This is a genomic window from Piscibacillus salipiscarius JCM 13188, assembly GCF_001311865.1.
GTDB lineage: Bacteria > Bacillota > Bacilli > Bacillales > Alkalibacillaceae > Piscibacillus > Piscibacillus salipiscarius.
This window is the reverse complement of sequence record NZ_BBCD01000016.1, coordinates 1-25299: the sequence shown is the minus strand read 5'-3', so window position 1 is coordinate 25299 and position 25299 is coordinate 1. Positions and strand designations below refer to the sequence as shown.

The window sequence follows — 25299 nt, the reverse complement described above, 5'->3', positions numbered from 1 at the left end:
AGGGGGATGAACGTGCTATACGATTTTATAGGTGAAAAATCTCATAAGGTAACAAATATAATTGAGCAAGGCGCAGTTGTGAAATTTGCAAAAGCAATCGGTGAGACGCATCCAATGTATACCGATGTTAATTATGCAGAGGAGTCGGAGTTTGGGAATTTATTAGTTCCTGCAACCTATCCTGTGACATTAAATTACGGTGAGATTAAAGGAATGAAATTACCAAGTGCAGGATTAATTCATGGTGAACAAAGCTTTCATTACCACCGTCCGTTATTAGTAGGGGAAGAGGTTCATTGCTACCGAGAAGTTACGAATTATGCTGAAAAAGAAGCAAAAAGTGGCACATTAGGCATGTTGACGTTAACGGATTATGGTGAAGATGAACATGGAGAAGTCATTTATAAATGCCAACGAGTAGTGATTTTAACTGAAACAGTTAGAAAGGAGTTAAGCTATTGAGTTCATTAAAATCTTTAGAGGTTAGTGATCAGCTTCCGTCAGTTGAATTAGAACCAGTAGATCGTTTAACTCTCATCAAATATGCTGGGGCTTCTGATGACTACAACCCCATTCATACTATTGATCAGGAAGCGCAAAACGCAGGTCTACCTGGGATCATAGCTCATGGAATGTGGACAATGGGGAATTTATCGCGGTTATTTTCTGCACATATTGAAGAAGGGTATATTGAAGATTACAGAGTTCGTTTTACTGGAATGGTTTTTTGGAAGATATATTGTCGTTAAATGCTAAACTAGTTGATCACCAGGATTCGTTACTCGTATTTGATGTCGATGTAACAAAACAGGACGATCAAAAGGTTATTCAAGGACAGGTTAGTTTTAGATTATGGGAATAAATATTTTTTTGACATCAACATACCAAACGGTCAGTAAAATAGATTAAGGAGTGGTGTAAATGCAGTTAAGGTTAACAGAAGAGCAAAAATGGTTCAACAAACTATTCGTAAGTTTGTTGAAAAAGAATTAATTCCTTTAGAAAATGAAGTGCTAAAAAATGAACGTGAAGGTCGCCCTGGACTTTCAAATGAGAAAATGGAAGAGCTGCAACTGAAAGCTAAAGAGGCTGGTTTCTGGGGAATTAATACACCAGAAGAATACGGTGGTGCTGATCTTGGGCAAATGATGATGGCCATTGTGTTGATGGAAATCTCTAAAACATTTGTACCGTTTACTTTTGGCGGATCAGCAGACAATATTTTGTATTACGGTAATGAAGAACAGAAGAAGAAATACTTAATTCCAACGATTAACGGTGAGAAAAAATCGTGTTTTGCCATGACCGAGCCAGGAGCCGGTTCTGATACACGCAATATTAAGATGACAGCTGTAAAAGACGGTAATGAATGGGTTTTAAACGGTGAAAAAACCTTTATCACAGGTGGGAATGAAGCAGACTTCGTTATGGTGATTGCGGTGACAGACAAAGAAAAAGGTCCAGAAGGCGTCACTTGTTTATTGTTGACAGGGATATGGGTTGGAAATCAGAATACATCCACACAATGGGTGAATGGGGACCTGCATCACTTATTTTGATAACGTAAGAGTGCCAGAAGAGAATATTTTAGGTGAAATTAACGGTGGTTATAAACTAGGCTTAGAGTGGATTGGTTTTGCTAGGTGGGTCGTTGGTGCAAGAGCTGTTGGAGCAGCTGAGCGATTACTACAAATGGCCATTGATTATTCGAAAGAGCGAGAAACTTTTGGTAAACCAATTGCAGACAGACAGGCTATCCAGTGGCAAATTGCTGATTCAGCCGTTGAAATAGAAGCAGCAAAATGGCTTGTCCTTAATGCGGCATATACTTTAGATGCTGGAGAAGATAATCGTCATTTAGCTTCCATGGCAAAATTATATGGGGCAAACATGGGCAATAATGTCGTAGACCGAGTGTTACAAATTCATGGTGGTATGGGGTACACTCGTGAACTACCAATCGAACGTTGGTATCGTGAAGCAAGACTTTGGAGAATTTATGATGGAACAGATGAAATCCAAAGATTAATTATTTCTCGTAATCTCTTAAAAGGTCATGTTAAAGTCGGACAATTTATCTAACAACCCCTAAAAAAGACTAATAAGTGGTATAATCTTAGTAAAATTGTTACGTTGTGGGGGCTTTAATATTGAAAGAAAAGATCATGGAGACGAGCATCAGGCTCTTTGGTAAGAAAGGATTCACGGAAACGTCAGTGCAAGATATTGTCAATGAAATCGGTGTAACTAAAGGGACTTTCTATTATTATTTTACGAGCAAAGAAGAAGTCCTAGCGATGATTCATTATGAGTTTATAAGCAATATTCTAAATAAACAAGAAGAAGTATTAAGTAATTCAAGTTTAGATTTCAAAGAAAAACTTGATCAAATTGTAAAAGTATTGACGTATGAAATTAAAAATAATGGTCAAAGTGCTAGAATCTTTTTCCGTGAGATGAGGCATATCAGTCAGGATCAACTTGAAAGAATTTCACCAAAGCGTCATAAGTTTAGAAAAAATCTTGAACAATTAGTTAAAGAAGGCATAGAGAAAGGACAATTCAAGGACCATGTTAGACCTGATATATTATCCTTTGCCATATTAGGAATTACAAACTGGAGTTATTTCTGGTACGACCCAACAGGTCCAATCAAAGAAGATGAATTAGCTGAAGGGTATGTGGATTTTGTTTTAAATGGTCTACTTAAATAAAAGTAGACTTGAGTACCGTTAACATACTTACTAGTTAGTATATTGGAGGTAAAAGACATGAAAGCAGTACAGTTTAAAGAATTTGGAGGACCAGATGTCTTGCAGAATGTTGATTTGGAAAAGCCAGTGCCAACAGGTCATGAGGTCGTCATAGAAGTGAAAGCTGTCGGGGTGAATTTTGCCGATACCGCGCGCCGTGAAGGTGAATATGTCGTTGAGACGACATTACCATTCATTCCTGGCGCAGAAGTAGCAGGTGTTGTATCTGAAGTTGGCGATCAGGTTGAACATGTTAAAGTTGGCGATCGAGTAGTCACTCTAATTGAATCGAAAGGTTATGCTGAATATGCAAAAACATCTGAGAAAACATTAATCCCTATTCCTGATGGTGTCGATTTCGAAACGGCTGTTGCGTTACCACTACAAGGATTAAGTGCATATCACATCTTAAAAACGATGGGACGTATAGAAGAAGGTGAGACGGTACTTATTCATGCAGCAGCTGGTGGTGTTGGCACAATTGCGGTTCAATTAGCTAAACTATTTGGTGCAAGTAAGATTATTGCTACTGCTAGTACTGAAGAGAAATTAAATCATGCCAAACAAATGGGAGCGACGCATCTCGTCAACTATTCAGAAGAAGGCTGGGAGCAAAAGGTTTTAGAAATAACTGATGGAGAAGGTGTTGATGTTGCCTTAGAGATGGTTGGTGGAGATGTGTTTAAACAAACTCTTAAATGTTTAGCACCGTTTGGAAGACTTGTAATCTATGGAGTGGCGAGCCGAGTTCAACCTAAACTTTATCCGTCCTATTTGATGGGGAAAAATCAATCAGTCATTGGATTTTTCCTGCCCCAAATTATGCGTAAACAAAAATTATTTCAAAACAGTTTAAAAGAGCTATTATCCTATCTTCAATCTGGCCAATTGAAGCTAACGATTGGTGGAGTATATGACCTTGAAGATGCTAAAAAAGTACATGAACTATTAGAAGGGCGTCAAACAAAAGGTAAATTAATTTTAAAGCCTTAAAATTCAGCCATGGTGAACACCATGGCTAAGGGTTTTTGAAGCAAAATCAGTAAAAATGTCTTCTAAAAATATCAAAATGCACCTTGAATAGACTGAATATTTTTTATATTATAAAATTAATATACTAACCGGTCGGTTAATAAACTGTGGAAAAGGAGTCTGAATGATGAATTTTGATTACACAGATAAAGTTAAAGAGTTGAAAGCTAAATTGGAAAGGTTTATGGACGAGAGTATCTATCCGAATGAACAAGTTTTTGCAGATCAATTAGCACAGCAAGAGTCGAGATGGGAGAACCCACCTATCTTAGGAGAATTAAAAGTAAAGGCTAAAGAAGCAGGATTATGGAATTTGTTTTTGCCAGATAGTGAATACGGAGCAGGATTATCGAACTTGGAATATGCCCCATTATGCGAAATCATGGGACGGTCTCATATTGGCCCTGAAGTATTTAATTGTTCAGCACCCGACACAGGTAATATGGAAATATTAGAGCGATATGGTACAGAAGAACAGAAAGAAAAGTGGCTAAAACCGTTGCTGAATGGAGAAATTAGGTCCTGTTTTTCAATGACAGAACCAGATGTAGCATCTTCAGACGCAACTAATATACGCGGAAGCATTACTCGCGACGGTGAAGAATTTATTATCAATGGCACTAAGTGGTGGTCATCAGGTGCAGGAGATCCAAGGTGTGAATTTGCTATTTTTATGGGTAAGTCAGATCCAGAAGCACCTAAATACGAACAGCAGTCCATGATTATCGTGCCTCTTGATACGCCTGGGGTACATATAAAACGAATGTTACCAGTATTCGGTTACGATCACGCCCCGCATGGTCATGCAGAAATTGAATTTAATAATGTCAGAGTGCCAACATCCAATATTTTGTGGGAAGAAGGAAAAGGATTTGCCATTGCACAAGGGCGATTAGGACCCGGCCGAATTCATCACTGCATGAGAACGATTGGAGCAGCCGAACGCGCACTGGATATTATTTGTAAGCGGATACATGAGAGAGAGCCTTTTGGTAAGCCGTTAAAAGACCAAGGTGTTATTCAAGAATGGATTGCTGATTCTAGGATCGAAATCGAGCAAGCCAGGCTATTAACATTAAAAGCTGCTTACATGATGGATACGGTGGGTAATAAAGAAGCCAAAACTGAAATTGCCATGATTAAAGTGGTTGCACCTAATATGGCATTAAATGTTATTGATAAGGCAATCCAAGTCCTTGGAGCTGCAGGCGTTAGTGAAGATTTTCCTCTAGCATCCAGCTATGCTTCTATTCGGACATTAAGGATTGCAGATGGGCCTGATGAAGTGCATCGCCGTACGATTGCTAGACAGGAATTAAAGAAGTATCAGGAAAGGAGTTTAACCCATGCACGTTAAAGAATTATTTGATTTAAACGGTAAAGTAGCCATTGTGACTGGAGGAGGAAGAGGATTAGGGCAGCAGATTGCTGAAGGTTTTGCAGAATCAGGAGCTAATGTGGTGGTTTGTTCGAGAAAACTTGAAGCATGTGAAGAAGTAAGTGAACAATTAAATCAAATGGGTGTTAAATCAATCGCGGTTAAATGTGACGTCACAAATCAAGAAGATATTCAAAATGTGGTTGATCGTACATTAGATGAATTTGGGAAAATAGACATTTTGGTTAATAACAGCGGGGCAACGTGGGGAGCTCCAGTTGTAGATATGCCGCTTGAAGCTTGGAATAAAGTGTTTACAGTTAATGCAACAGGAACTTTTCTCATGTCTCAAGCCGTTGGGAAAGTCATGATTGAGCAAAAGCAAGGAAAGATTATTAATATATCTTCAATTGCAGGATTAAAAGGTTCGGACCCTAATTTAATGGATACGATTGGCTATAACTCTAGTAAAGGTGCCGTTATTTCATTTACACGTGATCTCGCTGTAAAGTGGGGGCCACATGGTATCCATGTTAATGCCATCGCGCCAGGATTTTTCCCTACTAAAATGTCTAAAGTACTTATTGAACAAGGCGGGGATGAATTTTTAAAAGGGACACCATTAAGAAGTTCGGTTCTGATAGTGACTTAAAAGGTGTTGCGTTATTTTTAGCTTCGGATGCTTCTAACTTTGTAACAGGAGATGTGATTGAAGTTGATGGTGGTTCACATGCGATGTAGTAAGGGAGTGTATAACTGATGAGAGAAGCTGTTATAGTATCAGCCGTAAGAACAGCAATTGGAAGGGCTGGAGGAACTCTTGCAACAGTGCCTGCTCATAAATTTGGTGCAGAAGTAATCAAAGAAGCTATAAACCGCGTCAACCTAGATGTCAATTTAATAGATGATGTCATCATGGGAAATGTGTTAAGTGGTGGCGGAAATATTGCTAGGTTAACTGCGCTTGAGACAGGTTTATCTGTCAATTTACCAGGTTTAACGATTGACAGGCAGTGTGGCTCAGGGGTTAACGCTATTAATTTAGCAGCCCAAGCGATAGAGGCTGGAGCAGGAGATGTTTATATTGCTGGCGGAGTTGAAAGTATGAGCAGGGCTCCATACTTAATGGACCGCCCATCTAAAGCATTTAGCCCTGTTCCGCCTCAGTTTAGAAAATCACAATTATCTCCAACAGAAATCGGAGATCCGCCTATGGGGATTACAGCTGAGAATCTAGTTAAAAAGTATAACATAAGCCGGGAAGAACAAGATGAGTTTGCGTTAGCAAGTCAAAAGAAAATGGCTGCGGCAATGGAAGAGGGTCGCTTTGAAGAACAAATTGTTCCGATCGAAGTCCCTGTTAGAAAAGGTGATCCGATTGTTTTTGGTCAGGATGAGCATCCTAGACCTCAAACAACAATAGAAGCATTAAACAAATTACAACCGGCCTTTATGATGGCAGGGTCAGTAACTGCTGGTAATAGTTCGGGCTTAAATGATGCTGCAGCGGCCTTAATCATTATGTCAAAAGAAAAAGCAGACGAATTAGGTTTAGCACCACTTGCGGTTATAAAGCAAAGCGCGGTAGCTGGTGTTGATCCTAACATAATGGGCATTGGGCCAGTACCTGCCACACGAAAAGTGTTAGAGAAGTCGAATATGACACTCGATGATGTTGACTTAATAGAAATTAATGAAGCGTTTGCGTCACAAGTATTAGCATGCAACCGTGAGCTGAATATGGATTTAGATAAAGTAAATGTGAATGGCGGTGCAATCGCTCATGGACATCCATTAGGAGCAACGGGCGCGATTTTAGTGACGAAGGCGATCTACGAGCTTCGCAGGACAGGAAAAACCAATGCCCTAATTACAGCTTGCATTGGTGGTGGTCAAGGGATTGCAACAATTATAGAAGCTGTTTAATAGATTGGGAGGTTTTTAGATGAGTCCAAAAGATACGATTCCAGTCAGACAAGGAGAAGAACTAGACCTTGATAAAGTTGAACAACTGATTAGAGAACATGTTAGCGGATTAAGTGATGATCCCTTAGAAGTCGAACAATTCTTTTTGGGAAGTTCAAATCTTACCTATCAATTAAGAATTGGTGATTGGGAAGCTGTGTTACGCAGACCGCCTCATGGACCAGTTGCACCTAAAGCTCATGATATGGAAAGAGAATTTAACATTCTAAAAGAAATTAATCCGCATTTCCCTGTAGCTCCTAAACCGTACTTTTTCTATCTAACGAAGAAGAAGGTAAACCATTTTTTGTCATGGAACGTAAAAAGGTGTAGTACTTGATTCCAATATGCCTGAAGAAATTAAGTTATCTGAGAAGACCAATCGAGATATATCTGAGGCCATGGTTGATACGCTTGTCCAGTTACATGATATTGATTATACCAAAACGAACCTTAAAAATATGACCAAACCAGATGGGTTTTTAGAAAGACAAGTCCATGGTTGGATTAGCCGTTACGAACGATCCAAAACAGATGATATACAAGGAGTAGATGAATTAACAAGATGGATGGCACATAATATTCCAGAAACAAAAGAATCTACTATTATTCATTATGACTTTAAACTCAACAATGCCATGTTTGATCAAAACGATTTAACGCAATTAGTTGGCTTATTTGATTGGGAGATGACAACAGTAGGTGATCCACTAGCTGATTTAGGTGTAGCTATGAGTTATTGGCAGGAGTCAGGTGATTCAGAGTTATTGAAAAAGGACTTGGTAATGAACCAATTACCACGCAGCCAGGCTTTATGTCGCGTGATGAGTTTATCGAAGCCTATGCTAAGAAAAGTGGCCGTAATGTTACCAATATGAACTTTTACCAAACCTTTGCTTATTTCAAGTTAGCCGTCATCTGTCAGCAAATCTATTATCGTTATAAAAAGGGGCAAACGCAGGATCAAAGATTTGCAAAACTTAACTACTTTGTTGAAAACTTGATTGAATATGCACTTTACTCACTTAATCGAAAGGCTAATTAGTTAGAGGTGTTTTATGCCGAAAATTCATGTGCTGTTAACTAAAGAAGAAATAGATGAACATAAAATCAGTGAAGAGCAAATCATGGTTGTGTTTGATGTGCTGCTGGCAACGACAACCATTATTAGTGCTCTAAAAGACGGGGCCAAAGAAGTCATTCCTGTCTTGGATATGGCTGAAGCTAGACAAACATTTGAAGAATTAGGAGATGACGATTGTATATTAGCAGGTGAGTACGATGGATTAACACTTGATGGGTTTTACTCACCTAACCCATTAGCTTTAAGGGATGTGGTTAAAGATCAGACATTAATCCTGTCGACCACGAACGGAACCGTTGCCGTTAAAAAATCAGCATCTGCTCACAAAGTTTACTGTGCTTCATTACTCAACAATTTGTCAGTATCTAAAAAATCAAAACAGATCATACCGATCAAACAATTGTCATCGTATGTGCCGGCTCTGGCGGTGTATTCAATATAGAAGATTTTTATGGAGCAGGTCATTTACTTAGTGAGCTGTTGGCTGAAACATCGTATGACTTAACGGATTCTGCTTTTGCCGCTTTAACCTTTTATGAAGGTTTAAAGGATCAGCCCACTCAAGTATTACAAAAATCATCTGTTGGAAGAATGCTTTCAAAGCATCAATTAGACCATGTACTAGAATTTGTCGCACAAAAATCTATACGATCTCGTGCCTGAGTTGAGTGATGGAAGGATTTTAATAGAACATTCTAGTGAAAAATTTGAATGAAAGGAGGCGTGTAAGATGAGGTTCGGTAATAAAGTAGCTGTCATTACTGGAGCAGGAAGCGGTATTGGTGCTGCTGTTGCTAAAAGGCTTGCTAAAGAAGGTGCAAAAGTTGTCTTAGTAGGCAGAACAAAACAAAAACTAGATCGTGTGAGTAATGAGATTGTTAAGGAAAATGGTTTATCTTACGTTTATCCTACTGATGTGACGGACGACCAAGCGGTCAATCAATTAAAAGACTACATTCAAAGCGAGTTTGGTCAATTAGATATACTGGTTAATAATGCAGGTAGTTCTGGTAAATCATCCATTCGTGATTTAACGAGTGAAGAGTGGCAACGAGTCCAAGATGTTAATTTGAAAAGTGTGTTTCTAGTATCTAAAACCTTAAGTGAATTAATGTTAGAAGGACTTAAAAGAGACCGTTCGATTGTCAATGTCGCTTCGTTATCAGGACATAAAGCTGGAGCGAGAATTCCACACTACAGTGCTTCTAAAGCTGCAGTTATTAATTTTTCAAAAGCTTTAGCTGCAGAATTAGCACCACATGTTAGAGTCAATTCAGTTTCACCCGGATTTATTGAAACCCCTCTTACTGAAGCTGGTCTTCAAAATGAGCGTTTTCAATCAGCTATTGAGCAGCATACAGCCCTGGGAAGGGTTGGTAAACCAGATGAAATTGCGAATATCATTACATTTTTATCATCCTCTGAGGCTTCATACATGACAGGTTCAGATGTTTTAGCTGATGGTGGTTGGCTAATTACGTAAATAAAAATAAGGGAGATGAGAAAGATGTCAGTAAAACCTTGGCACAAGTTTATACCAGAAGGAAATCCTAAAGAGATTCAAATTCCAGAACTGAGTTTAGGAGACTTGTTTTTAGAGACGGTAAATAAATACCCTAGGCATACAGCCATAACCTTTATGGGAAAGACCTTTGATTATCAAACAGTCTACGCTTACGCAAAACAGGTGGCAGCTTATTTCCAAGATGTCGGAATCAAAAAAGGTGACCAGATCGCTTTAATGTTACCAAACTGCCCGCAGTATGTATTCAGTTATTTTGGAGCCATGTTTGCTGGGGCCACCGTTGTACAAGTTAATCCAATGTATAAAGAACAAGAACTCATGCACGTACTTAAAGATTCGGAAGCAGCAGCTATCATAGCATACGAGCCACTCATGCCAATTGTAAACAATGTCTTACCAGACACCTCTGTCGAACACAGTTATAGTGTTTCGTTTACAAACCCTTCAGACTACGAACAACTCATCCAACACCAATTAGAATACCAACCCGTTCACATTCAGCCAAAAGAAGATGTAGCCGTATTACAGTACACAGGCGGCACAACAGGACGCTCAAAAGGAGCCATGCTAACGCATTACAACATTGTAGCCAATACATTGCAAAGTGCTGCGACAGCAGAATCTCAAATTAATAAAGGTGAAGAACGTGTTCTTGTCATTTCACCACTATTCCATGTCTACGGCATGACAAGTGGTATGTGTTTAACGTTTAGAATGGGTGGCAATCTTATTTTATTACCTCGTTTTGAAGTCGAAGAAACGGTAAAAACCATGCAGGAGTTACAGCCAACGTCGTTTCCTGGGGTTCCCACTATGTTTATTGCGATCTTAAATTATGCTCGTGAGCACAATATTGACTTAGGGTTTCTAGAAACCGTAACAAGCGGGTCCGCACCACTATCAGCAGACGTTCTAACTAATTTTGAAGAAACAACTGGCGCATCAATCGCTGAAGGGTACGGTCTGTCTGAAGCGTCTCCAGTCACGCACCGAAACCCAGTTGAAGGAGTTCAAAAAGCTGGTAGCATCGGTATACCGATTCCAAATACTGACTCAAAAGTTGTAGATCTTGATACAGGAACTGAAGAATTACCTATTGGCGAAGTTGGCGAGCTAGTGATTAAAGGTCCACAAATTATGAAAGGTTACTGGAACATGCCTGATGAAACGGCGCAGACAGTGCGTGACGGCTGGTTATACACAGGCGACCTAGCCAAAATGGATGAAGATGGATTTTTCTATATCGTTGGAAGGAAAAAGGAAATGATTATCGCGAGTGGATTTAACATTTATCCAATTGAAATTGAAACAGTGTTATATCAAAACCCTAAAGTTTTAGAAGCTGCGGTCATTGGTATTCCGGATCCGTATCGTGGCGAGACCATTAAGGCAGTCGTATCACTTAAAGAAGGGCAATCCGCAACTGAAGAGGAAATCATTAACTTCTGCAAAGAACGACTATCGAATTTTAAAGTACCAACGAGTGTTGATTTTATAGAAGAGTTCCCGAAAACAGCTGTTGGTAAAATTCTGAAAAGAGAATTGAAAGATCAGTATATCTCAAACTAATCGCTTAAAGGGGGGTGCGGGAATGGATATTTTATTCCAGCAGCTATTTAATGGACTTACAATTGGAAGCGTTTACAGTTTAGTCGCCTTAGGACTCACATTAGTTTATGGTATTTTGCACATACCTAACTTTGCTCATGGAGCGCTATATATGATGGGTGGTTACATTACCTTAACAATGATGCAATCGCTAGGACTACATTATTGGATTGCAATTTTCATCTCGGTTATTGTAGTCGGCTTGTTAGGTGTTTTAATGGAGCGATTAGTATTTCACCACTTAAGACATGCACCTCCCATCCATGACAAAATCGCAGCCATAGGAATGTTACTCTTTTTAGAAGCATTTGCTCACAGTGTATGGGGAGCCGATTATTTAGAAATGGCAACTCCTCATGGGCAAGTGGTTAGTGTATTTGGAATTACATTTACGTTTCAGCGGATTATCATCATCGTTGCAGCTGTGTTAGTCATGGTGGCTTTATATACGTTTCTTAAGAAAACGTACATGGGTATGACGGTCATTGCAATGTCGCAAAATCGAGATGGAGCGAATTTAGTAGGAATCAATACAAGTAAAGTTGCGATGCTTACATTCTTTATATCTGGTGCCTTAGCAGCAATTGCTGCATCATTATCGTCACCTATTAATCTAGTCTTCCCAGGAATGGGGCATCTAGTGATATTAAAAGCATTTGTCATTATTATCATCGGCGGTATGGGAAGTATACCAGGTGCTATTGTGGGTGGTTATATTTTAGGATTTACAGAAAGCTTAGGGGCAACATATATTTCAAGTGATTATAAAGATTTAATTGCCTTCTTGTTATTAGTTGTCATTTTAACAGTTAAACCGAATGGTCTATTTGCGAAAGGGGGCAAAGCATGAGCATACCATTTTTAAATAAAAAGTTGCCTTGTCGGGCCTCCTATTGTTAGCTGTTATCTTTCCTTTAGTTAGTAGTAATGCTTATATGATCAGAATCTTAATCCTAACATTTATTTGGACCATTGTCGTTTATGGTCTGAACCTGCTAGCAGGATATACTGGATACTTATCTTTAGCACATGCTGGATTTTTGCTTTAGGCGCCTACACATTGGCAGTGTTAACAGTGACATATGGCATTAGCTATTGGGTCGCATTTGTTTTAACGTTAATATTCACAGCGTTGGTTGGTACGTTAATTGGCATGATTGCCCTTAGAACGAAAGAACACTTTTTGCCATTTACACGTTATGTGTCGGTTATATCATCTATTTAATCATCTATAACTGGGACAGTGTAACTGGTGGTGTTCGTGGATTTCTTGGAATTCCTACACCAGGTGCTATTGGTCCACTTGAGTTTAACAGTCAAATATCAAACTATTATCTAGTATTGTTCTTTTTAGTCTTAACCATTGTGGTCATGTACAATATTGTTCATTCGTTACAAGGTAGGTCGTTTATTGCCATTCGAAACAGTGAAGAATTAGCTAAGACGATTGGGATTTCAACGACTAGCAATAAACTATTAGCTTTCATTCTATCAACGGTTTTTGCCGGACTTGCAGGTAGCTTATTTGCATCATTTACTAGGTTTATCGGTCCTGAAATTTCTAATATAACGATGACATTTGATTTTCTAGTTTATCTGTTGATCGGTGGAATTGGAACGTTATCTGGACCTGTAATAGGTACATTTATTATCGTGTGGATTTCGCAAGAACTTCAGTTTTTACAAGATTATCGTATGCTTGTATTCGGGCCAATTCTCGTCCTGCTTATAATATTCGATCCTAGAGGAATCTCAGGCTTTGTGATTGATTGGAATCTTAAAAGAAAATCAAAAAGCAGTCTCAATCGAATGAGATTCATAGGGAACAAAGGTAGAGGAGGGATAGTGTGCTTCTTGAAACAACAAATTTAACCAAAAGTTTGGTGGATTAACAGCGGTGGATGATGTCAATTTTGGAATTGAAGAAGGAAAAATCAACGCCATTATTGGCCCAAATGGTGCTGGTAAATCAACATTCTTTAACCTAGTGAGTGGCTATTATCCGCCGACTAGTGGCGAGGTGTATTTTAAGGGGCAAGACATTACACATCTCTCCTCTAATAAAATTGCTAAATTAGGTATTGCTAGAACCTTTCAGACAACAAATTTATTTGAGAAAGCGACCGTTCTGGATAATGTCATCGTTGGTCATAGGTTAAGGACGAGTTCTAACTTATTTGATGCGGTTTTTAGAACGCCTAGACTCAAAAGAGAAGAACAAAAGTGCCTCAATAAAGCCTATGAAGTGTTAGATTTTGTAGATCTTACTAACTATGCGCATCGTGTAGTCGAAAATTTAACTCAAGAACAAAAAAAAAAACGTGTTGCTTTTGCACTTGCCCTTGCGACTGATCCTGAACTTGTCTTTTTAGATGAACCAGCTGCTGGCGTGAATCCTGATGAAACAGATGGATTAGCGATCATGATGAAGAAGATGGTGGATCATGGGATTACCGTTTGTCTAATCGAACACAAAATGCAGATGATTATGAGTATTGCCGAAAAGATTATGGTGCTTAATTTTGGTAAGAAAATCGCAGAAGGTACTCCTGATGACATCATGAACCACGAGGATGTTATTAAGGCTTATTTAGGTGGTGAGCAGCATGCTGAAGTTAAATAATGTATCTGTAAACTATGGAGCGTTTACAGCTGTAAAAAGTATTAATATTGATGTTTCACCAGGTGAAATTGTTGTCTTACTCGGGTCGAATGGTGCTGGAAAGACGACAACCTTTGATGCCATAAGCGGCCTTAATAAGCCTATAAGCGGTGAGATATTACTCAACGACCGGAACCTAGTCGGGGTACCACCTGACCAGATTGTCAATTTAGGAATTATACAATGTGCAGAAGGACGTAAATTGTTTTCAGGGATGAGTGTGGAAGAAAATTTAATTATGGGTGGCTATGTCCATCGTAAGAAGAAATCACATGTGAAAAGGCTCTTAGATGAAGTGTATGAGATGTTTCCGATTCTTCAAGAAAAACGAAATGAATCGGCTGGTTCTTTAAGCGGTGGGCAGCAACAAATGGTTGCAATTGGTAGGGCCCTAATGGGTGAGCCAAAGTATATGTTGTTAGACGAACCTTCGATGGGCCTCGCACCTTTAATTGTTGAGCAGATGTTCGAGAAAATTAAGCAAATTAATGAGTCTGGCACATCGATTTTGTTAGCTGAACAAAATGCAAATGCTGCTTTGAAGATTGCTGACCGCGGCTATGTTTTTGAAAATGGTGAAATTGTGGTTGACGGTACAGCGGGTGAGCTTTTATCAAATGAAGATGTTAGAAAAGCGTATATTGGAGCCTAAATTAAAAGGGGTGGTGCCGGAAAAAAGCTTGTGGCCTAAGGTTGATTAAAATTTATATTAAAAAGGGGAGAAAGTATGAAATTAAAAAACTGGCATGGTTGTTGGCGATGGTAGCTTTAGTATTTTCCTTAGCAGCATGTAATGCAGAAGGACAAGAAGGTAGCGGAGATTCACAAGAAGTTAGTATAGGCTACTCTGGTCCATTAAGTGGTCCTGCAGCTTATTATGGAGAATCGACGTATAGTGGTTTAGAGATGGCTGCTGAAGAGATTAATGAAGCAGGCGGTTTTGATGTAGACGGTCAAAACTACACGATTGATTTAGTTTCACTTGATGATAAATACTTACCAAATGAAGCGGCTTCAAATGCTCAAAGATTAGTTCAAGAAAATAACGCGTCTGTAGTGTTTACCCCTCATAGTGGTGGTATCATGGCCCAGCAAGTGTTAAATGAGCAAGAGGAATTTTTGATTATGGCCTATACGAGTGAACCAGCCATTACGCAACAAGGCAACAGTCTAACAGTTGCGATCCCACCTAGATATGATGGTTATATTGCACCATTCACAAAATATGCAATGGAGAACCACGGTAAGAAAATCGCCTTACTCCCAACATCGTCGCAATATGGCAAAGACTGGACTTCACATTTAGAACCATATTGGAAAGAACAAGGTGGTGAAGTCGTCTTTAACTCTTCAATCGACTTCGCAAAGGATACTGACTTCTTTACAATCTTAACCAATGCTTTAGAAAACGATCCAGATGTTATTTTATTGGTGGACCTTCACAACCAACTGCTAAGGTTGCACAACAAGCTCGTGAACTTGGGTTTGAAGGCGGATTTATTATTATGGATCAAGCGAAGTTAGATGAAATGAAAGAAGTTACAGGTACTTATGAAACATTTGAAGGAAGTGTCGGAGTCAATCCACTTCAATTTTCTGATTATCCAGGAACAGACGAATTTGTTGAAAAATATAAAGAGAAGTATGACAAAGTTCCAGGTTCTGAAGCAGGTTTCCATTACATCTCTGCATATATATTAGTTGAAGCAATGAAAGCTGCGGGAACGGTAGATGACGCTCATGCAATTCGTGACGCAATGCAACAAGGAATTGAAGCACTCCCTGAAGAGAAGCAGGTATATGACATACCAGGCATTACAGAAGAAGGTAACTTTGATGTTGTTCAAAGTATGGCAGTAGTAGAAAATGGTGAGATTAAACCAGTCGATTTAGAACAATAATGGTTAAAAGAATTTGAGATTAGAAGAAGACGAATATCTAAGGACAAGTCAATCCTTAATATTCGTCTTCATATTTAGGTAAGTCTAAATGTACTTAAGTAAAGCTTGTGTCGCGCATTTCGTGAAACTATTTACTAGACAATTTCAAGGTTTTACTAGACAAATTTGTATATTTATTAGACAATTTCACGATTTTACTAGACAAAATCGCAAATTTACTAGAAAACTTTCTTGTTTACTAGACAATATTTTTTCAATTTAGTTTATAGAATTTGCTAAATGGATGAGTAGCTTTCTGTCGAAAGAATATTGCTTATGACCTACATATATTCAAATATAGTAAAAACATACTGAGACTATTATATTATTTTGATTTTTCTGATAATAATTAGAGGAAAAAGACCCTTCCCGTTGAAATTTTAACCTGCAAGTATTGTTTATTATATGGGAGGGTACGAAATGAAAGAAGTGAGATATTTATCGAAGAAAGCTTGGTTGGTTTTTCTATCGGTTATGATGTTATTGGCGATGTCTTCACCGATTCAAGCTTCTCCTGAAGGTTATAAGGAAGTGAATTTATCATCAGTTGATGGTAAAATTTCACAAGACTTACTACCTAAAGGTGCCAAAATGGATGAGAAAGTGGAAGTCATTATTCAGTTTGATGGTGACCCTGTATTAAAAGAATTTACTAAGGCTAAAAAGCAAGGTTATAAAATGAGTCAGAAAGCTCAAAAGGAACATGCTAAAGGCCTTAATAACAAGAAGAAAAATGCTAAAGCTTTAATTGCTCATAACAATGGTAAAGTCATTGATAGTTTTGAGAAGATCTATAATGGTCTATATGCTCAAGTTGAAAGAGGAGACTTGAATAAATTATCTAAGCTAGATGAAGTGGCAGCGATCTATCCAGTAAAACCTGTTGAACTGCATAACGATACATCTGTTCCGTTTATTGGTGCTCCAGATGTATGGGAGAAAGTGGTTGATGGAGTCAACATAACAGGTGAAGGAATTTCTGTTGCTATTATTGATACAGGGATTGATTATACTCATGCATCTTTTGGTGGTGAAGGTACAACTGAAGCTTATCAGTCTAACGACCCGGATGTCGTTGAGGAAGATACATTTCCGACAGCTAAAGTTGTAGGCGGTTGGGATTTGTTGGAACTGAATATGATGCTGGTTCTGATGATCCTGAAAAACGTATTCCAAAACCTGATGCTGATCCTTTAGATGAGCATGGTCATGGTACTCACGTTGGAGCGACAGTAGCCGGTTTAGAAGTTGAAGGTGAAGTTGGACAGGGGGTTGCTCCTGATGCTGAACTATACGCCTACAAAGTATTTGGAGCTGGCGGTTCAACTGCTGTTACAGCTCAAGCGTTAGAGAAGGCAATGGATCCAAATGGTGACGGGGATGTTTCAGACCATGTGGATGTTGTAAACATGTCATTAGGTTCGCCGTATGGTCACCCAAATGATCCATCTGCAGAGGCAGCTAATTTAGCTGTTGAAGCGGGAGTAGTTGTAGTGGCTTCTGCTGGTAACTCTGGTGATGTTCCATATATCACAGGTTCTCCTGCGGTAGCTGATAAAGCGATTAGTGTTGCTGCTTCAGTTGATGATGGAATTGTAGTCGGTGCAATTGAAGTTAATTCACCTGAAAGTATTGCTGGTCAATATGAAGCAGTGGAAGGTGCGATTACGACTCCACTAAGTGAATCAGGAGATATTACGAATGATGCAGTTTATGTTGGGCAAGGTTGTTCTGCGGATGAATATTTAGACAATCCTGAAGGTAAAATTGCATTGATCGACCGAGGAACATGTTCATTTACGGAGAAACTACAGAAAGCTCTTGATAACGGAGCAGTTGCAGGCATTGTTGCGAATAATGCGGAAGGCGCCCCAATTGTCATGGGGGGTGACCCAGTCGATTTACCAGGCGTCATGGTTTCTAAAGCTACTGGAAATAGCATTAAAGATGCTTTAGCTAATGGTGAAACGGTAGAGGTAAGTTTATCAGATGAGATTAAAATTGCTAAACCTCAGCTAGCGGATACGATCACTGATTTCAGTTCAAAAGGACCTGGTCGTGGTGATATCGGATTCAAACCAGAAATTTCAGCTCCAGGCTATTCGATTAGCTCTGCTGCAGTTGGAAGTGGTAATGGTGCGACTCAAATGAGTGGTACTTCTATGGCAGCTCCTCACGTGGCAGGTGTTGCAGCTTTATTAAAACAGTTAAGACCTGATTGGAATGCTGAAGAAATTAAATCACTTATGATGAACACGACGACAACCATTGAAGATTTAGAAGGCAAGGTGTATCCATTATCCCGTCAAGGGGCTGGGCGTGTACAAGTGGATGTTGCCGCTGAAACAACAAGTGTCGCATATCCACAGGCTATTTCATTAGGTTATATGCCGATTGAAGATGAGACAACTAAACAAAAAATGAAACGGTTACCATTACGAACAAAGGTGATGAATCAAAAACCTACAACATTTCCTGGGAAAACCGTTTTGGAGATCAATCAGGTGCAGTTGAAGTTGATTTACCTGAGCAATTAACTGTTGAAGCTGGTAAGAAAGAAAAGTTAAGAGTTGATTTCACTATTGATGCTAATCAAGTTGGCACTAACGGCTTACAAGAGTTAGATGGTTACATCGTATTAGAAGGTAATGGCGAAACTTTACGCGTACCATATCAAGCAGTTTTAGAGAAGATGAGCCGTGTTGATGCTAACTCTAATAACAAATCTATTAAGTTAACGAATAAAGGAAATTTAGATTCTCAGGTTGATTTCTTCTCATTTGGAGAAGAAGATGTAGCTGAAACAGGAACTCACTATGATGTGAGAGCTGTTGGAGCGCGTTCAGAAGAAGGTGTTACAGAATTTGTTGTAACAAGTGAAGATAGTTGGGAATCACCTAATATGATTGAATATGATATCTACATCGATTCTGATATGGATGGAGTAGAAGATAGTATTTTATTTAACATTGATTTAGGAGTATTATCTGGAGGAGACGCGACTGGTGATCAGGTTTCGGTACTATACGACCTCGCTAGTGGCGCTATGACACCATTGTATTATATTGATTTAGGTGGCTCTTACAATGATAATTATATGGGATTACCTGTTGACAATTCTTATGCAGGAATTGAAGGTGAGTTCCAGTATAAAGTAGTAGGATTTGATGGTTTAACGGAAAGTATGATGAAAACGATGGAGGCTGGATCAAGCACAATACAAATGAACAACAAGTTGAGCTAGAATATACTACAGAAGTTCTTGCTAATAGTAAAAAAGATATTCCAGTTGATGCAAAGGAAAAAAGTAGCTTACTCATGATTCAAAACGCAGAGCTCCCTTACTCCAATATTAAAGTGAATAAGTAAAGTTTCTAAAAGCCAATCGAGACGAATAGTCTCGGTTGGCTTTTTTACTCAAGTTTATGTTGAAATAGTTTGAATAGAACAGGGGAAACCTCTAAATAGAAAGGTGATGAATAATGACATATAAAACAACTCATTATTTGGGTACATTTAATTGGTCTGATAAACTGTGATTACCTTAAATTTAAAGGAGTTCAACTATGAAACCGTATATCATTGTCGGTGCAGGAATTCTTGGATGTTCTACAGCGTATCATTTAGCTAAAAAGGGGCGCCTGTTCTATTAATCGATCAACATGACCAAGGTGAGGCTACGCGATCTGCGGCTGGAATTATTAGTCCTTGGTTATCACAAAAAATAATCCAAAATTATATGAAATGATTAATAAAGGAGCTCATTATTATCCCGCTATTATTAACGAACTTGCGAATGATGGCATTACCAATACTAGCTATAAAAAGGTAGGCTCCCTCCATTTACATAAAAGTGATCATAAATTAGATAAAATGATAGATGATTTAGAAGATAGAAAAACAAACGCTACAGGAATAGAAGACATTTCTAAATTGACTGGCGAAGAGGTTAAGTCAAATTTTCCAATGTTATCTAATCGGATGGGAGCCATTCATGTAAGTGGTGGAGCCAGAGTAAACGGAGATTGGATGAAAAAAGCCCTCAAAGAAGGTGCTAAGCAACATGGTGCAGAAGTCATTCATGGTGAGGCAGAACTGGTTAATGAAACAACTATACGTATTGGCAGACAGACCTTTGATGCAGAAACATTGATTGTCACAAATGGGGCATGGGCTGATCGTTTCCTTAAACATATTGGCGTTAAATTAGATGTGACTTCACAGAAAACCCAAATTTTACAACTGGAAATGATACATGATGATCCATCTAAATGGCCAGCCATTATGCTTCCGAATAATAAATATATTGTGGGTTTTGAAAACAATAAGGTTTTATTGGATCAGCGCATGAAGAAAATCATGATTTTGATTCAACAAGTTCGGCTGTTGGCGTATATGAAATATTAAAGACGGCCTTCAAGTTTGCACCAGGATTAGAAGATGCGAAGTTTATTGAATCGCGAATCGGATTTCGGCCGATGCTTCCTAATAAACGCCTTATATTGGCTATCTTCCCGGTTACTCTAAAATCATGATTGCAAATGGCCTTGGGGCATCAGGTATCACGAGTGGACCGTTTCTTGGGAGTGAAGTGGCTAAAATTGTAACTAGATGAAACTCATGCTTAGGCAGTTTTATTTATTGATCTCATAGCATCTTTAACTGTTTGGTGGATATTTTTATCTCCTAAATCAATTCCTAATGACACTGCAGTCATGGCAAGTTGTTTATTAATTCCGGTAAAAATAATTTGTGTCCCAATTAATTCCATTGAATTAACAACATCAAATAAATACTTAGCGACTAATTGATCGACAGTGCCTAATCCCGTTAGATCTAGAATTAAATGATCAATTCGATCTTCTGAGACGCTATTTAAAGTTTTACTCATTAATACAGATGCTCTGTTAGCATCAATTTCGCCTATCAACGGACAGACGCCAATATTGTCTTCAACTTTTATAATTGGAACGGAAAGTTCATTAAGTTTTAGATTCAACGTCTGGTTACGATCATTGCCAATCATATCAACGTAACCATTTGTGTAACCTGCATTATAATGAAGTATGGTTAATTCTATTTCTTTTGTTAAACGAAGACGCTCGTCCATAGTTAGCATATAGTCATTATCTAAGTCATGAACATAGTTCCAGATCCCCTCACTAAGATAAGGGAAGAGTTCTACTAATTCTAGAAAGCTGGATGAATCATTTATTCCTTTTTCATAACCGGCCTCTTTAACACCTTGATAGGTTAGAAAATCATCACCATACAGAACTCTTTCTTCAATAATTTGAAGTAGATGCTTTAATTCTCTTTTTATATCCTCGTTACTTAAGGAAGTCGTTAATGTATTTAAGATTTCAGGGTTGTGGTCATGTAAAAGGCTCCCTGCCTGATTTAAATGCTCATTTCTTTCCATAAAAGACTCCTTTCTAGAGATATGAAATGAATATATCTCCCTAATTTAATTTTATAGGATTAAAAATATTATAAAAGAGGTATATTTTAATGTACTGGGAGGAGGAGCTAAAATGGATCAAGATTTAGAAAATATTAAAGTAACGTTAGATGTCGTATGCGGTAAATGGAAAGCAGTTATTTTACTAAAATTATATGAAGGAAATTTGAGGTTTGGGGAGATTAAAAGGAGTATACCGTTAATCAAGCATCAAACATTAATCAAACAGCTTAAAGAATTAGAACAAGATGGATTATTAACTAAAACAACTTACCCCGATGTACCTCCAAAAGTCGAATATTCTTTAACAGAATACGGCAGACACTTAAAACCGTTATTAGACATGATGGTTGAATGGGGAGAAGTGCATAGTGATCAGAAGACGACATCATAATTTCCAAGAGTGAAACATACTTAATTTTATTGTATAGTAGTAGGGTGAAAAATAGTTAAAATCAAAGGAGAATTATGCAAATGTAAGATAAAATCCCATATCAAAAACAGTTTACATTTTAAATAGAAGGGATTTTTTGAATGTCAATTACAGAAGAAATGCAAAAACGCCGTACTTTTGCAATCATTTCTCACCCTGATGCTGGAAAGACCACGTTAACAGAGACGTTATTAGTATTTGGAAATTTAATTCGCTCAGCTGGTACAGTAAAAGGTAAAAAATCAGGAAAATTCGCTACATCAGACTGGATGGAAATTGAAAAGCAACGTGGAATTTCAGTTACTTCCAGTGTTATGAACTTCCCATATAAAGATTTGCAAATCAATATTCTCGATACACCTGGACACGAAGACTTTAGTGAAGATACGTATCGAACATTAACAGCAGTCGATAGTGTTGTCATGATTATAGATGCGACTAAAGGGATTGAAGCTCAGACAAAAATTATTTAAAGTTTGTCGCATGAGAGGCATTCCTATTTTTACCTTTATCAATAAATTGGATCGTGAAGGGCGAGAGCCTTTTGAATTACTAGAAGAAATCGAAGAAGTATTGGATATTGAAACGTATCCGATGAACTGGCCTGTTGGAATGGGTAAACGGTTTCTTGGTATTTTTGACAGGCAAGGTAAACAGTTTGTCCAATTTCATGGTAATGAACAAGAACAGTTTATTCCATATGAAGAATTAGAAAGAGCTGAGTATGATGAGTTCAAAAAGACTGATGAATATCAAACGGCAGAAGAAGAACTTGAGTTATTAGATGAAGCAGGCGATCAGTTTTCAATGGAGGACGTGTTAAAAGGTGAACAAACTCCTGTATTTTTCGGAAGTGCACTTGCACCTTTTGGGGTCAAAACATTCTTCGATACGTTTTATATCAATGGCGCCACCACCAGCACCTAGGAAGACTGAAGAAGGAGTCGTTCAACCAGACAATCCAGATTTTTCGGGCTTTATTTTTAAAATCCAAGCAAACATGAACCCCCAACACCGAGACCGTGTCGCTTTTTTAAGAGTATGTTCTGGTAAGTTTGAAAAAGGCTTAAGTGTTAAGCTAGCGAGAACCGGGAAGACCATTAATCTATCGCAATCTCAGCAATTTGTAGCATCATCAAGAGATAATGTTGAAGAGGCTTATGCGGGAGATATAATCGGTATATATGATCCAAACGTATATCGAATTGGTGACACATTACTAGAAGGTAAGGAATTGTTTGAGTATAACGAACTTCCTCAGTTCCCTCCTGAAATTTATAAAAGAGTTACAGCTAAAAAATGTGATGAAGTCGAAACAGTTTAAAAAAGGAATAGAGCAGCTCGTTCAAGAAGGGGCCATCCAGCTATTTATGAAAAACAAAGGTGAATCTTATATTATTGGAGCTGTTGGCGAACTTCAGTTTGACGTATTTAAATACCGGATGAAAAATGAGTATAACTCTGAGGTATTACTTGAATCAATAGGTGAGAGAGTACCAAGATGGCTTCCTGAGGATCAAGTTAACAAAAGCTTATTTGATGAACGTAATATGCTCGTTGAAGATCGTGAAGGAAACCATGTAGTCTTATTCAAGAATGAGTTTGCGTTAAAATGGTTTAAAGACCAACATCCAGAAATAGAACTAATTGATTTGTATGAAGTCAATAAATATGACCAAACTTAATATAGTAAGTTTTGGACTGGGTCAAATTATGATCCAGTCTCTTTTATTAAAACGTAAGCATTTTGGAATCCGAAAGGTTAACAATAGTGAGAATTATTTTCCTAGTTAGAGTTTTGGAAAGGGTGTTTTATTTAGTGTGATTTCCCTTTATAATATTTCTCGTTACTAAAACACATGAAATCTAAGTTTTCAGAAGATTTAAATTGGAAGGAGAATTATCAACATGGAAAAACAACGTAGAGGTTTGTTTCAACGTTTTCTTGATGGCATAGAACGCGTTGGTAACAAGCTACCACACCCTATTACGCTATTTGCCATATTAGCATTATTAGTAATTGTTGTATCAGCAGTTGTTTCTATGTTTGGCGTAAGCGTTGAACATCCAGGGGAAGATAAAACAGTAGAAGTTAAAAGTCTTCTAAGCTCTGAAGGAATTCGATATATATTTGAAAGCATGGTGGACAACTTTATTGGATTCGCTCCATTAGGTGTTGTACTAGCGACCATGTTAGGTATTGGAATTGCGGAACGCACTGGTCTGATTAGTGCTGCTTTACGCGGATTTGTTCTATCCATACCAAAAGTTTTAATCACAGCAGGTCTTGTATTCGCAGGGATCATGTCAAGTGTAGCTTCTGATGCAGGTTATGTCGTATTGCCTCCATTAGGTGCGGTTATCTTTGCAGGATTAGGAAGACATCCACTTGCAGGTCTTGCAGCTGCATTCGCTGGTGTATCTGCTGGTTTCAGTGCCAACTTGTTCCTATCAGCGACAGATGCGATGTTAGGTGAATTAACAATTGATGCTGCAGCGATGATTAGTCCTGAGTATGCAGAAACAATTAACATTGCAATGAACTGGTACTTCATCATTGCATCAGTATTTCTATTAACTCTTGTTGGTGCGTGGGTTACAGAAAAAATCGTTGAACCACGTCTTGGCGAGTATAAAGGTGATTACCGTGAAGATTTAAACGGGTTAAAGCCAATTGAAAAGAAAGGTTTAACTTGGGCAATTATTTCATTTGTCGTATCAGCTGTTCTCTTATCACTATTAATCGTACCTGGTGATGCACCGTTACGTGGTGAGAATGGAGCGGTTATTCAATCACCATTCATGCAATCTCTTGTTCCAGTTATTACAATCTTATTCTTTGTTCCGGGTCTCGTTTATGGAATTGTGACGAAGAATATTAAAGTGATAAGGACGTTGCCAGTCAATTAACAGACACAATGGCATCAATGGGGATGTTTATTGTACTAGCCTTCACAGCTGGTCAGTTCGTTGCTTACTTTGCAGAATCGAACATGGGTATTGTTCTTGGTGTGCTAGGTGCGAACTTCCTTGAGTTCTTAAACTTAAATGACATGCCATTCTTATTGCTAGTTCTATTTATGTTAGTAGTTGGGTTTATTAACTTGTTTATCGGAAGTGCATCGGCCAAATGGGCAATGTTAGCTCCAATTTTCGTACCGATGATGATGCAATTAGGTTTATCACCAGAGTTAACTCAAATGGCTTACCGTATTGCTGACTCATCTACAAATATTATTACACCACTTATGACATACTTTGCGATTATCATGCATTCGCACAGAAGTATGACAAGAAGATGGGTATTGGTACGATGATCTCAGTTATGTTCCCATACTCAATGGCATTCTTAGTGTTCTGGACATTATTACTATTCGTATGGATGATGTTAGGTGTCGACTTAGGTCCAGGATCATCATTCTTTTATAATAATTAATTAGTAAAATCTCAGCCTGAAT

19 protein-coding genes and 8 pseudogenes are annotated in these 25299 nt (G+C 38.3%); 26 read left to right on the top strand and 1 reads right to left on the bottom strand.

The window, feature by feature from the left end:
- Positions 1-12: 12 nt before the first annotated feature.
- The 23 genes and pseudogenes from JCM13188_RS11450 (at position 13) to JCM13188_RS11345 (ending at position 20354) form a co-directional block, all read left to right on the top strand.
- Positions 13-462, top strand: coding sequence for a MaoC family dehydratase N-terminal domain-containing protein (locus tag JCM13188_RS11450; protein WP_279401758.1), 450 nt, complete (start codon positions 13-15; stop codon positions 460-462).
- Positions 459-862, top strand: a pseudogene (locus JCM13188_RS11445) (MaoC/PaaZ C-terminal domain-containing protein). Before JCM13188_RS11450 ends, JCM13188_RS11445 begins: the two are co-directional and overlap by 4 nt.
- A 59-nt stretch (positions 863-921) precedes the next feature.
- A pseudogene (locus JCM13188_RS11440) lies at positions 922-2082 on the top strand (acyl-CoA dehydrogenase family protein).
- 68 nt (positions 2083-2150) lie between these two features.
- Positions 2151-2714 (top strand): TetR/AcrR family transcriptional regulator, encoded by a 564-nt coding sequence (locus JCM13188_RS11435; RefSeq protein WP_054754191.1) that lies wholly within the window; start codon positions 2151-2153, stop codon positions 2712-2714.
- A gap of 57 nt (positions 2715-2771) precedes the next feature.
- Positions 2772-3746, top strand: coding sequence for a quinone oxidoreductase family protein (locus JCM13188_RS11430; RefSeq protein ID WP_054754189.1), 975 nt, complete (start codon positions 2772-2774; stop codon positions 3744-3746).
- A 166-nt stretch (positions 3747-3912) separates the two neighbouring features.
- Positions 3913-5142 (top strand): acyl-CoA dehydrogenase, encoded by a 1230-nt coding sequence (locus JCM13188_RS11425; protein WP_054754187.1) that lies wholly within the window; start codon positions 3913-3915, stop codon positions 5140-5142.
- Positions 5132-5904, top strand: a pseudogene (locus JCM13188_RS11420) (SDR family oxidoreductase). Before JCM13188_RS11425 ends, JCM13188_RS11420 begins: the two are co-directional and overlap by 11 nt.
- 15 nt (positions 5905-5919) lie before the next feature.
- A complete protein-coding gene (locus JCM13188_RS11415; RefSeq protein ID WP_054754185.1) occupies positions 5920-7089 on the top strand; it encodes a thiolase family protein in 1170 nt (389 codons plus the stop codon).
- A 19-nt stretch (positions 7090-7108) separates the two neighbouring features.
- Positions 7109-8173 (top strand): annotated as a pseudogene (locus JCM13188_RS11410) (phosphotransferase family protein).
- A gap of 13 nt (positions 8174-8186) precedes the next feature.
- On the top strand, positions 8187-8654 hold the full coding sequence (locus tag JCM13188_RS21020; protein ID WP_054754183.1) for a 2-phosphosulfolactate phosphatase: 468 nt from the start codon (positions 8187-8189) through the stop codon (positions 8652-8654).
- Positions 8585-8875: a 2-phosphosulfolactate phosphatase gene (locus JCM13188_RS21015; protein WP_369404979.1), complete on the top strand. Its 291-nt coding sequence runs from the start codon at positions 8585-8587 to the stop codon at positions 8873-8875. Before JCM13188_RS21020 ends, JCM13188_RS21015 begins: the two co-directional genes overlap by 70 nt.
- A gap of 67 nt (positions 8876-8942) precedes the next feature.
- A complete protein-coding gene (locus tag JCM13188_RS11395) occupies positions 8943-9695 on the top strand; it encodes an SDR family NAD(P)-dependent oxidoreductase (RefSeq protein WP_054754180.1) in 753 nt (250 codons plus the stop codon).
- A gap of 24 nt (positions 9696-9719) precedes the next feature.
- Complete coding sequence (locus JCM13188_RS11390) at positions 9720-11306, top strand: long-chain-fatty-acid--CoA ligase (RefSeq protein WP_054754178.1); 1587 nt, start codon at positions 9720-9722, stop codon at positions 11304-11306.
- A gap of 22 nt (positions 11307-11328) precedes the next feature.
- A complete protein-coding gene (locus tag JCM13188_RS11385) occupies positions 11329-12195 on the top strand; it encodes a branched-chain amino acid ABC transporter permease (protein WP_054754176.1) in 867 nt (288 codons plus the stop codon).
- A 28-nt stretch (positions 12196-12223) separates the two neighbouring features.
- A pseudogene (locus tag JCM13188_RS11380) lies at positions 12224-13217 on the top strand (branched-chain amino acid ABC transporter permease).
- Positions 13218-13242: 25 nt separating this feature from the next.
- Positions 13243-13968: an ABC transporter ATP-binding protein gene (locus JCM13188_RS11375; RefSeq protein ID WP_054754174.1), complete on the top strand. Its 726-nt coding sequence runs from the start codon at positions 13243-13245 to the stop codon at positions 13966-13968.
- Positions 13952-14659: an ABC transporter ATP-binding protein gene (locus tag JCM13188_RS11370; RefSeq protein WP_054754172.1), complete on the top strand. Its 708-nt coding sequence runs from the start codon at positions 13952-13954 to the stop codon at positions 14657-14659. The genes JCM13188_RS11375 and JCM13188_RS11370 overlap by 17 nt, the downstream gene beginning before the upstream one ends.
- 107 nt (positions 14660-14766) lie before the next feature.
- Positions 14767-15908 (top strand): annotated as a pseudogene (locus JCM13188_RS21010) (ABC transporter substrate-binding protein).
- 459 nt (positions 15909-16367) lie between these two features.
- Entirely contained in the window at positions 16368-17144 is a 777-nt protein-coding gene (locus JCM13188_RS11360) for a protease inhibitor I9 family protein (RefSeq protein ID WP_054754170.1), read from the top strand.
- Positions 17063-18484 (top strand): S8 family peptidase, encoded by a 1422-nt coding sequence (locus JCM13188_RS11355; protein ID WP_054754168.1) that lies wholly within the window; start codon positions 17063-17065, stop codon positions 18482-18484. The genes JCM13188_RS11360 and JCM13188_RS11355 overlap by 82 nt, the downstream gene beginning before the upstream one ends.
- A 155-nt stretch (positions 18485-18639) precedes the next feature.
- Positions 18640-19191, top strand: a complete 552-nt coding sequence (locus JCM13188_RS11350) for a DUF8811 domain-containing protein (protein WP_054754166.1) — start codon at positions 18640-18642, stop codon at positions 19189-19191.
- A gap of 322 nt (positions 19192-19513) precedes the next feature.
- Positions 19514-19600, top strand: a complete 87-nt coding sequence (locus JCM13188_RS21005) for an FAD-dependent oxidoreductase (RefSeq protein ID WP_369404978.1) — start codon at positions 19514-19516, stop codon at positions 19598-19600.
- A gap of 55 nt (positions 19601-19655) precedes the next feature.
- A complete protein-coding gene (locus JCM13188_RS11345) occupies positions 19656-20354 on the top strand; it encodes an NAD(P)/FAD-dependent oxidoreductase (protein ID WP_054754164.1) in 699 nt (232 codons plus the stop codon).
- Positions 20355-20571: 217 nt separating this feature from the next.
- On the opposite strand, the gene JCM13188_RS11340 is transcribed toward JCM13188_RS11345, so the two are convergent.
- A complete protein-coding gene (locus tag JCM13188_RS11340) occupies positions 20572-21369 on the bottom strand; it encodes an STAS domain-containing protein (RefSeq protein WP_054754161.1) in 798 nt (265 codons plus the stop codon).
- Between the two features lie 112 nt (positions 21370-21481).
- Here JCM13188_RS11340 and JCM13188_RS11335 point away from each other — a divergent pair, with 112 nt between their 5' ends.
- From JCM13188_RS11335 to JCM13188_RS11325, 3 genes and pseudogenes are all read left to right on the top strand, one after another.
- The gene (locus JCM13188_RS11335) at positions 21482-21802 is read left to right on the top strand and encodes a winged helix-turn-helix transcriptional regulator (RefSeq protein WP_054754159.1); all 321 of its coding nucleotides are present in this window, start codon (positions 21482-21484) and stop codon (positions 21800-21802) included.
- A gap of 140 nt (positions 21803-21942) precedes the next feature.
- Positions 21943-23526: pseudogene (locus tag JCM13188_RS11330) on the top strand (peptide chain release factor 3).
- Positions 23527-23749: 223 nt separating this feature from the next.
- Positions 23750-25277, top strand: a pseudogene (locus tag JCM13188_RS11325) (AbgT family transporter).
- Positions 25278-25299 lie beyond the last annotated feature (22 nt).

Bases quoted from the DNA above. Each gene is read 5' to 3' on its own strand.
- JCM13188_RS11430 (WP_054754189.1), top strand. From the start codon at position 2,772: ATGAAAGCAGTACAGTTTAAAGAATTTGGAGGACCAGATGTCTTGCAG.
- JCM13188_RS11425 (WP_054754187.1), top strand. From the start codon at position 3,913: ATGAATTTTGATTACACAGATAAAGTTAAAGAGTTGAAAGCTAAATTG.
- JCM13188_RS21020 (WP_054754183.1), top strand. From the start codon at position 8,187: ATGCCGAAAATTCATGTGCTGTTAACTAAAGAAGAAATAGATGAACAT.
- JCM13188_RS11395 (WP_054754180.1), top strand. From the start codon at position 8,943: ATGAGGTTCGGTAATAAAGTAGCTGTCATTACTGGAGCAGGAAGCGGT.
- JCM13188_RS11390 (WP_054754178.1), top strand. From the start codon at position 9,720: ATGTCAGTAAAACCTTGGCACAAGTTTATACCAGAAGGAAATCCTAAA.
- JCM13188_RS11385 (WP_054754176.1), top strand. From the start codon at position 11,329: ATGGATATTTTATTCCAGCAGCTATTTAATGGACTTACAATTGGAAGC.
- JCM13188_RS11370 (WP_054754172.1), top strand. From the start codon at position 13,952: ATGCTGAAGTTAAATAATGTATCTGTAAACTATGGAGCGTTTACAGCT.
- JCM13188_RS11360 (WP_054754170.1), top strand. From the start codon at position 16,368: ATGAAAGAAGTGAGATATTTATCGAAGAAAGCTTGGTTGGTTTTTCTA.
- JCM13188_RS11350 (WP_054754166.1), top strand. From the start codon at position 18,640: ATGAGCCGTGTTGATGCTAACTCTAATAACAAATCTATTAAGTTAACG.
- JCM13188_RS21005 (WP_369404978.1), top strand. From the start codon at position 19,514: ATGAAACCGTATATCATTGTCGGTGCAGGAATTCTTGGATGTTCTACA.
- JCM13188_RS11340 (WP_054754161.1), bottom strand. From the start codon at position 21,369: ATGGAAAGAAATGAGCATTTAAATCAGGCAGGGAGCCTTTTACATGAC.
- JCM13188_RS11335 (WP_054754159.1), top strand. From the start codon at position 21,482: ATGGATCAAGATTTAGAAAATATTAAAGTAACGTTAGATGTCGTATGC.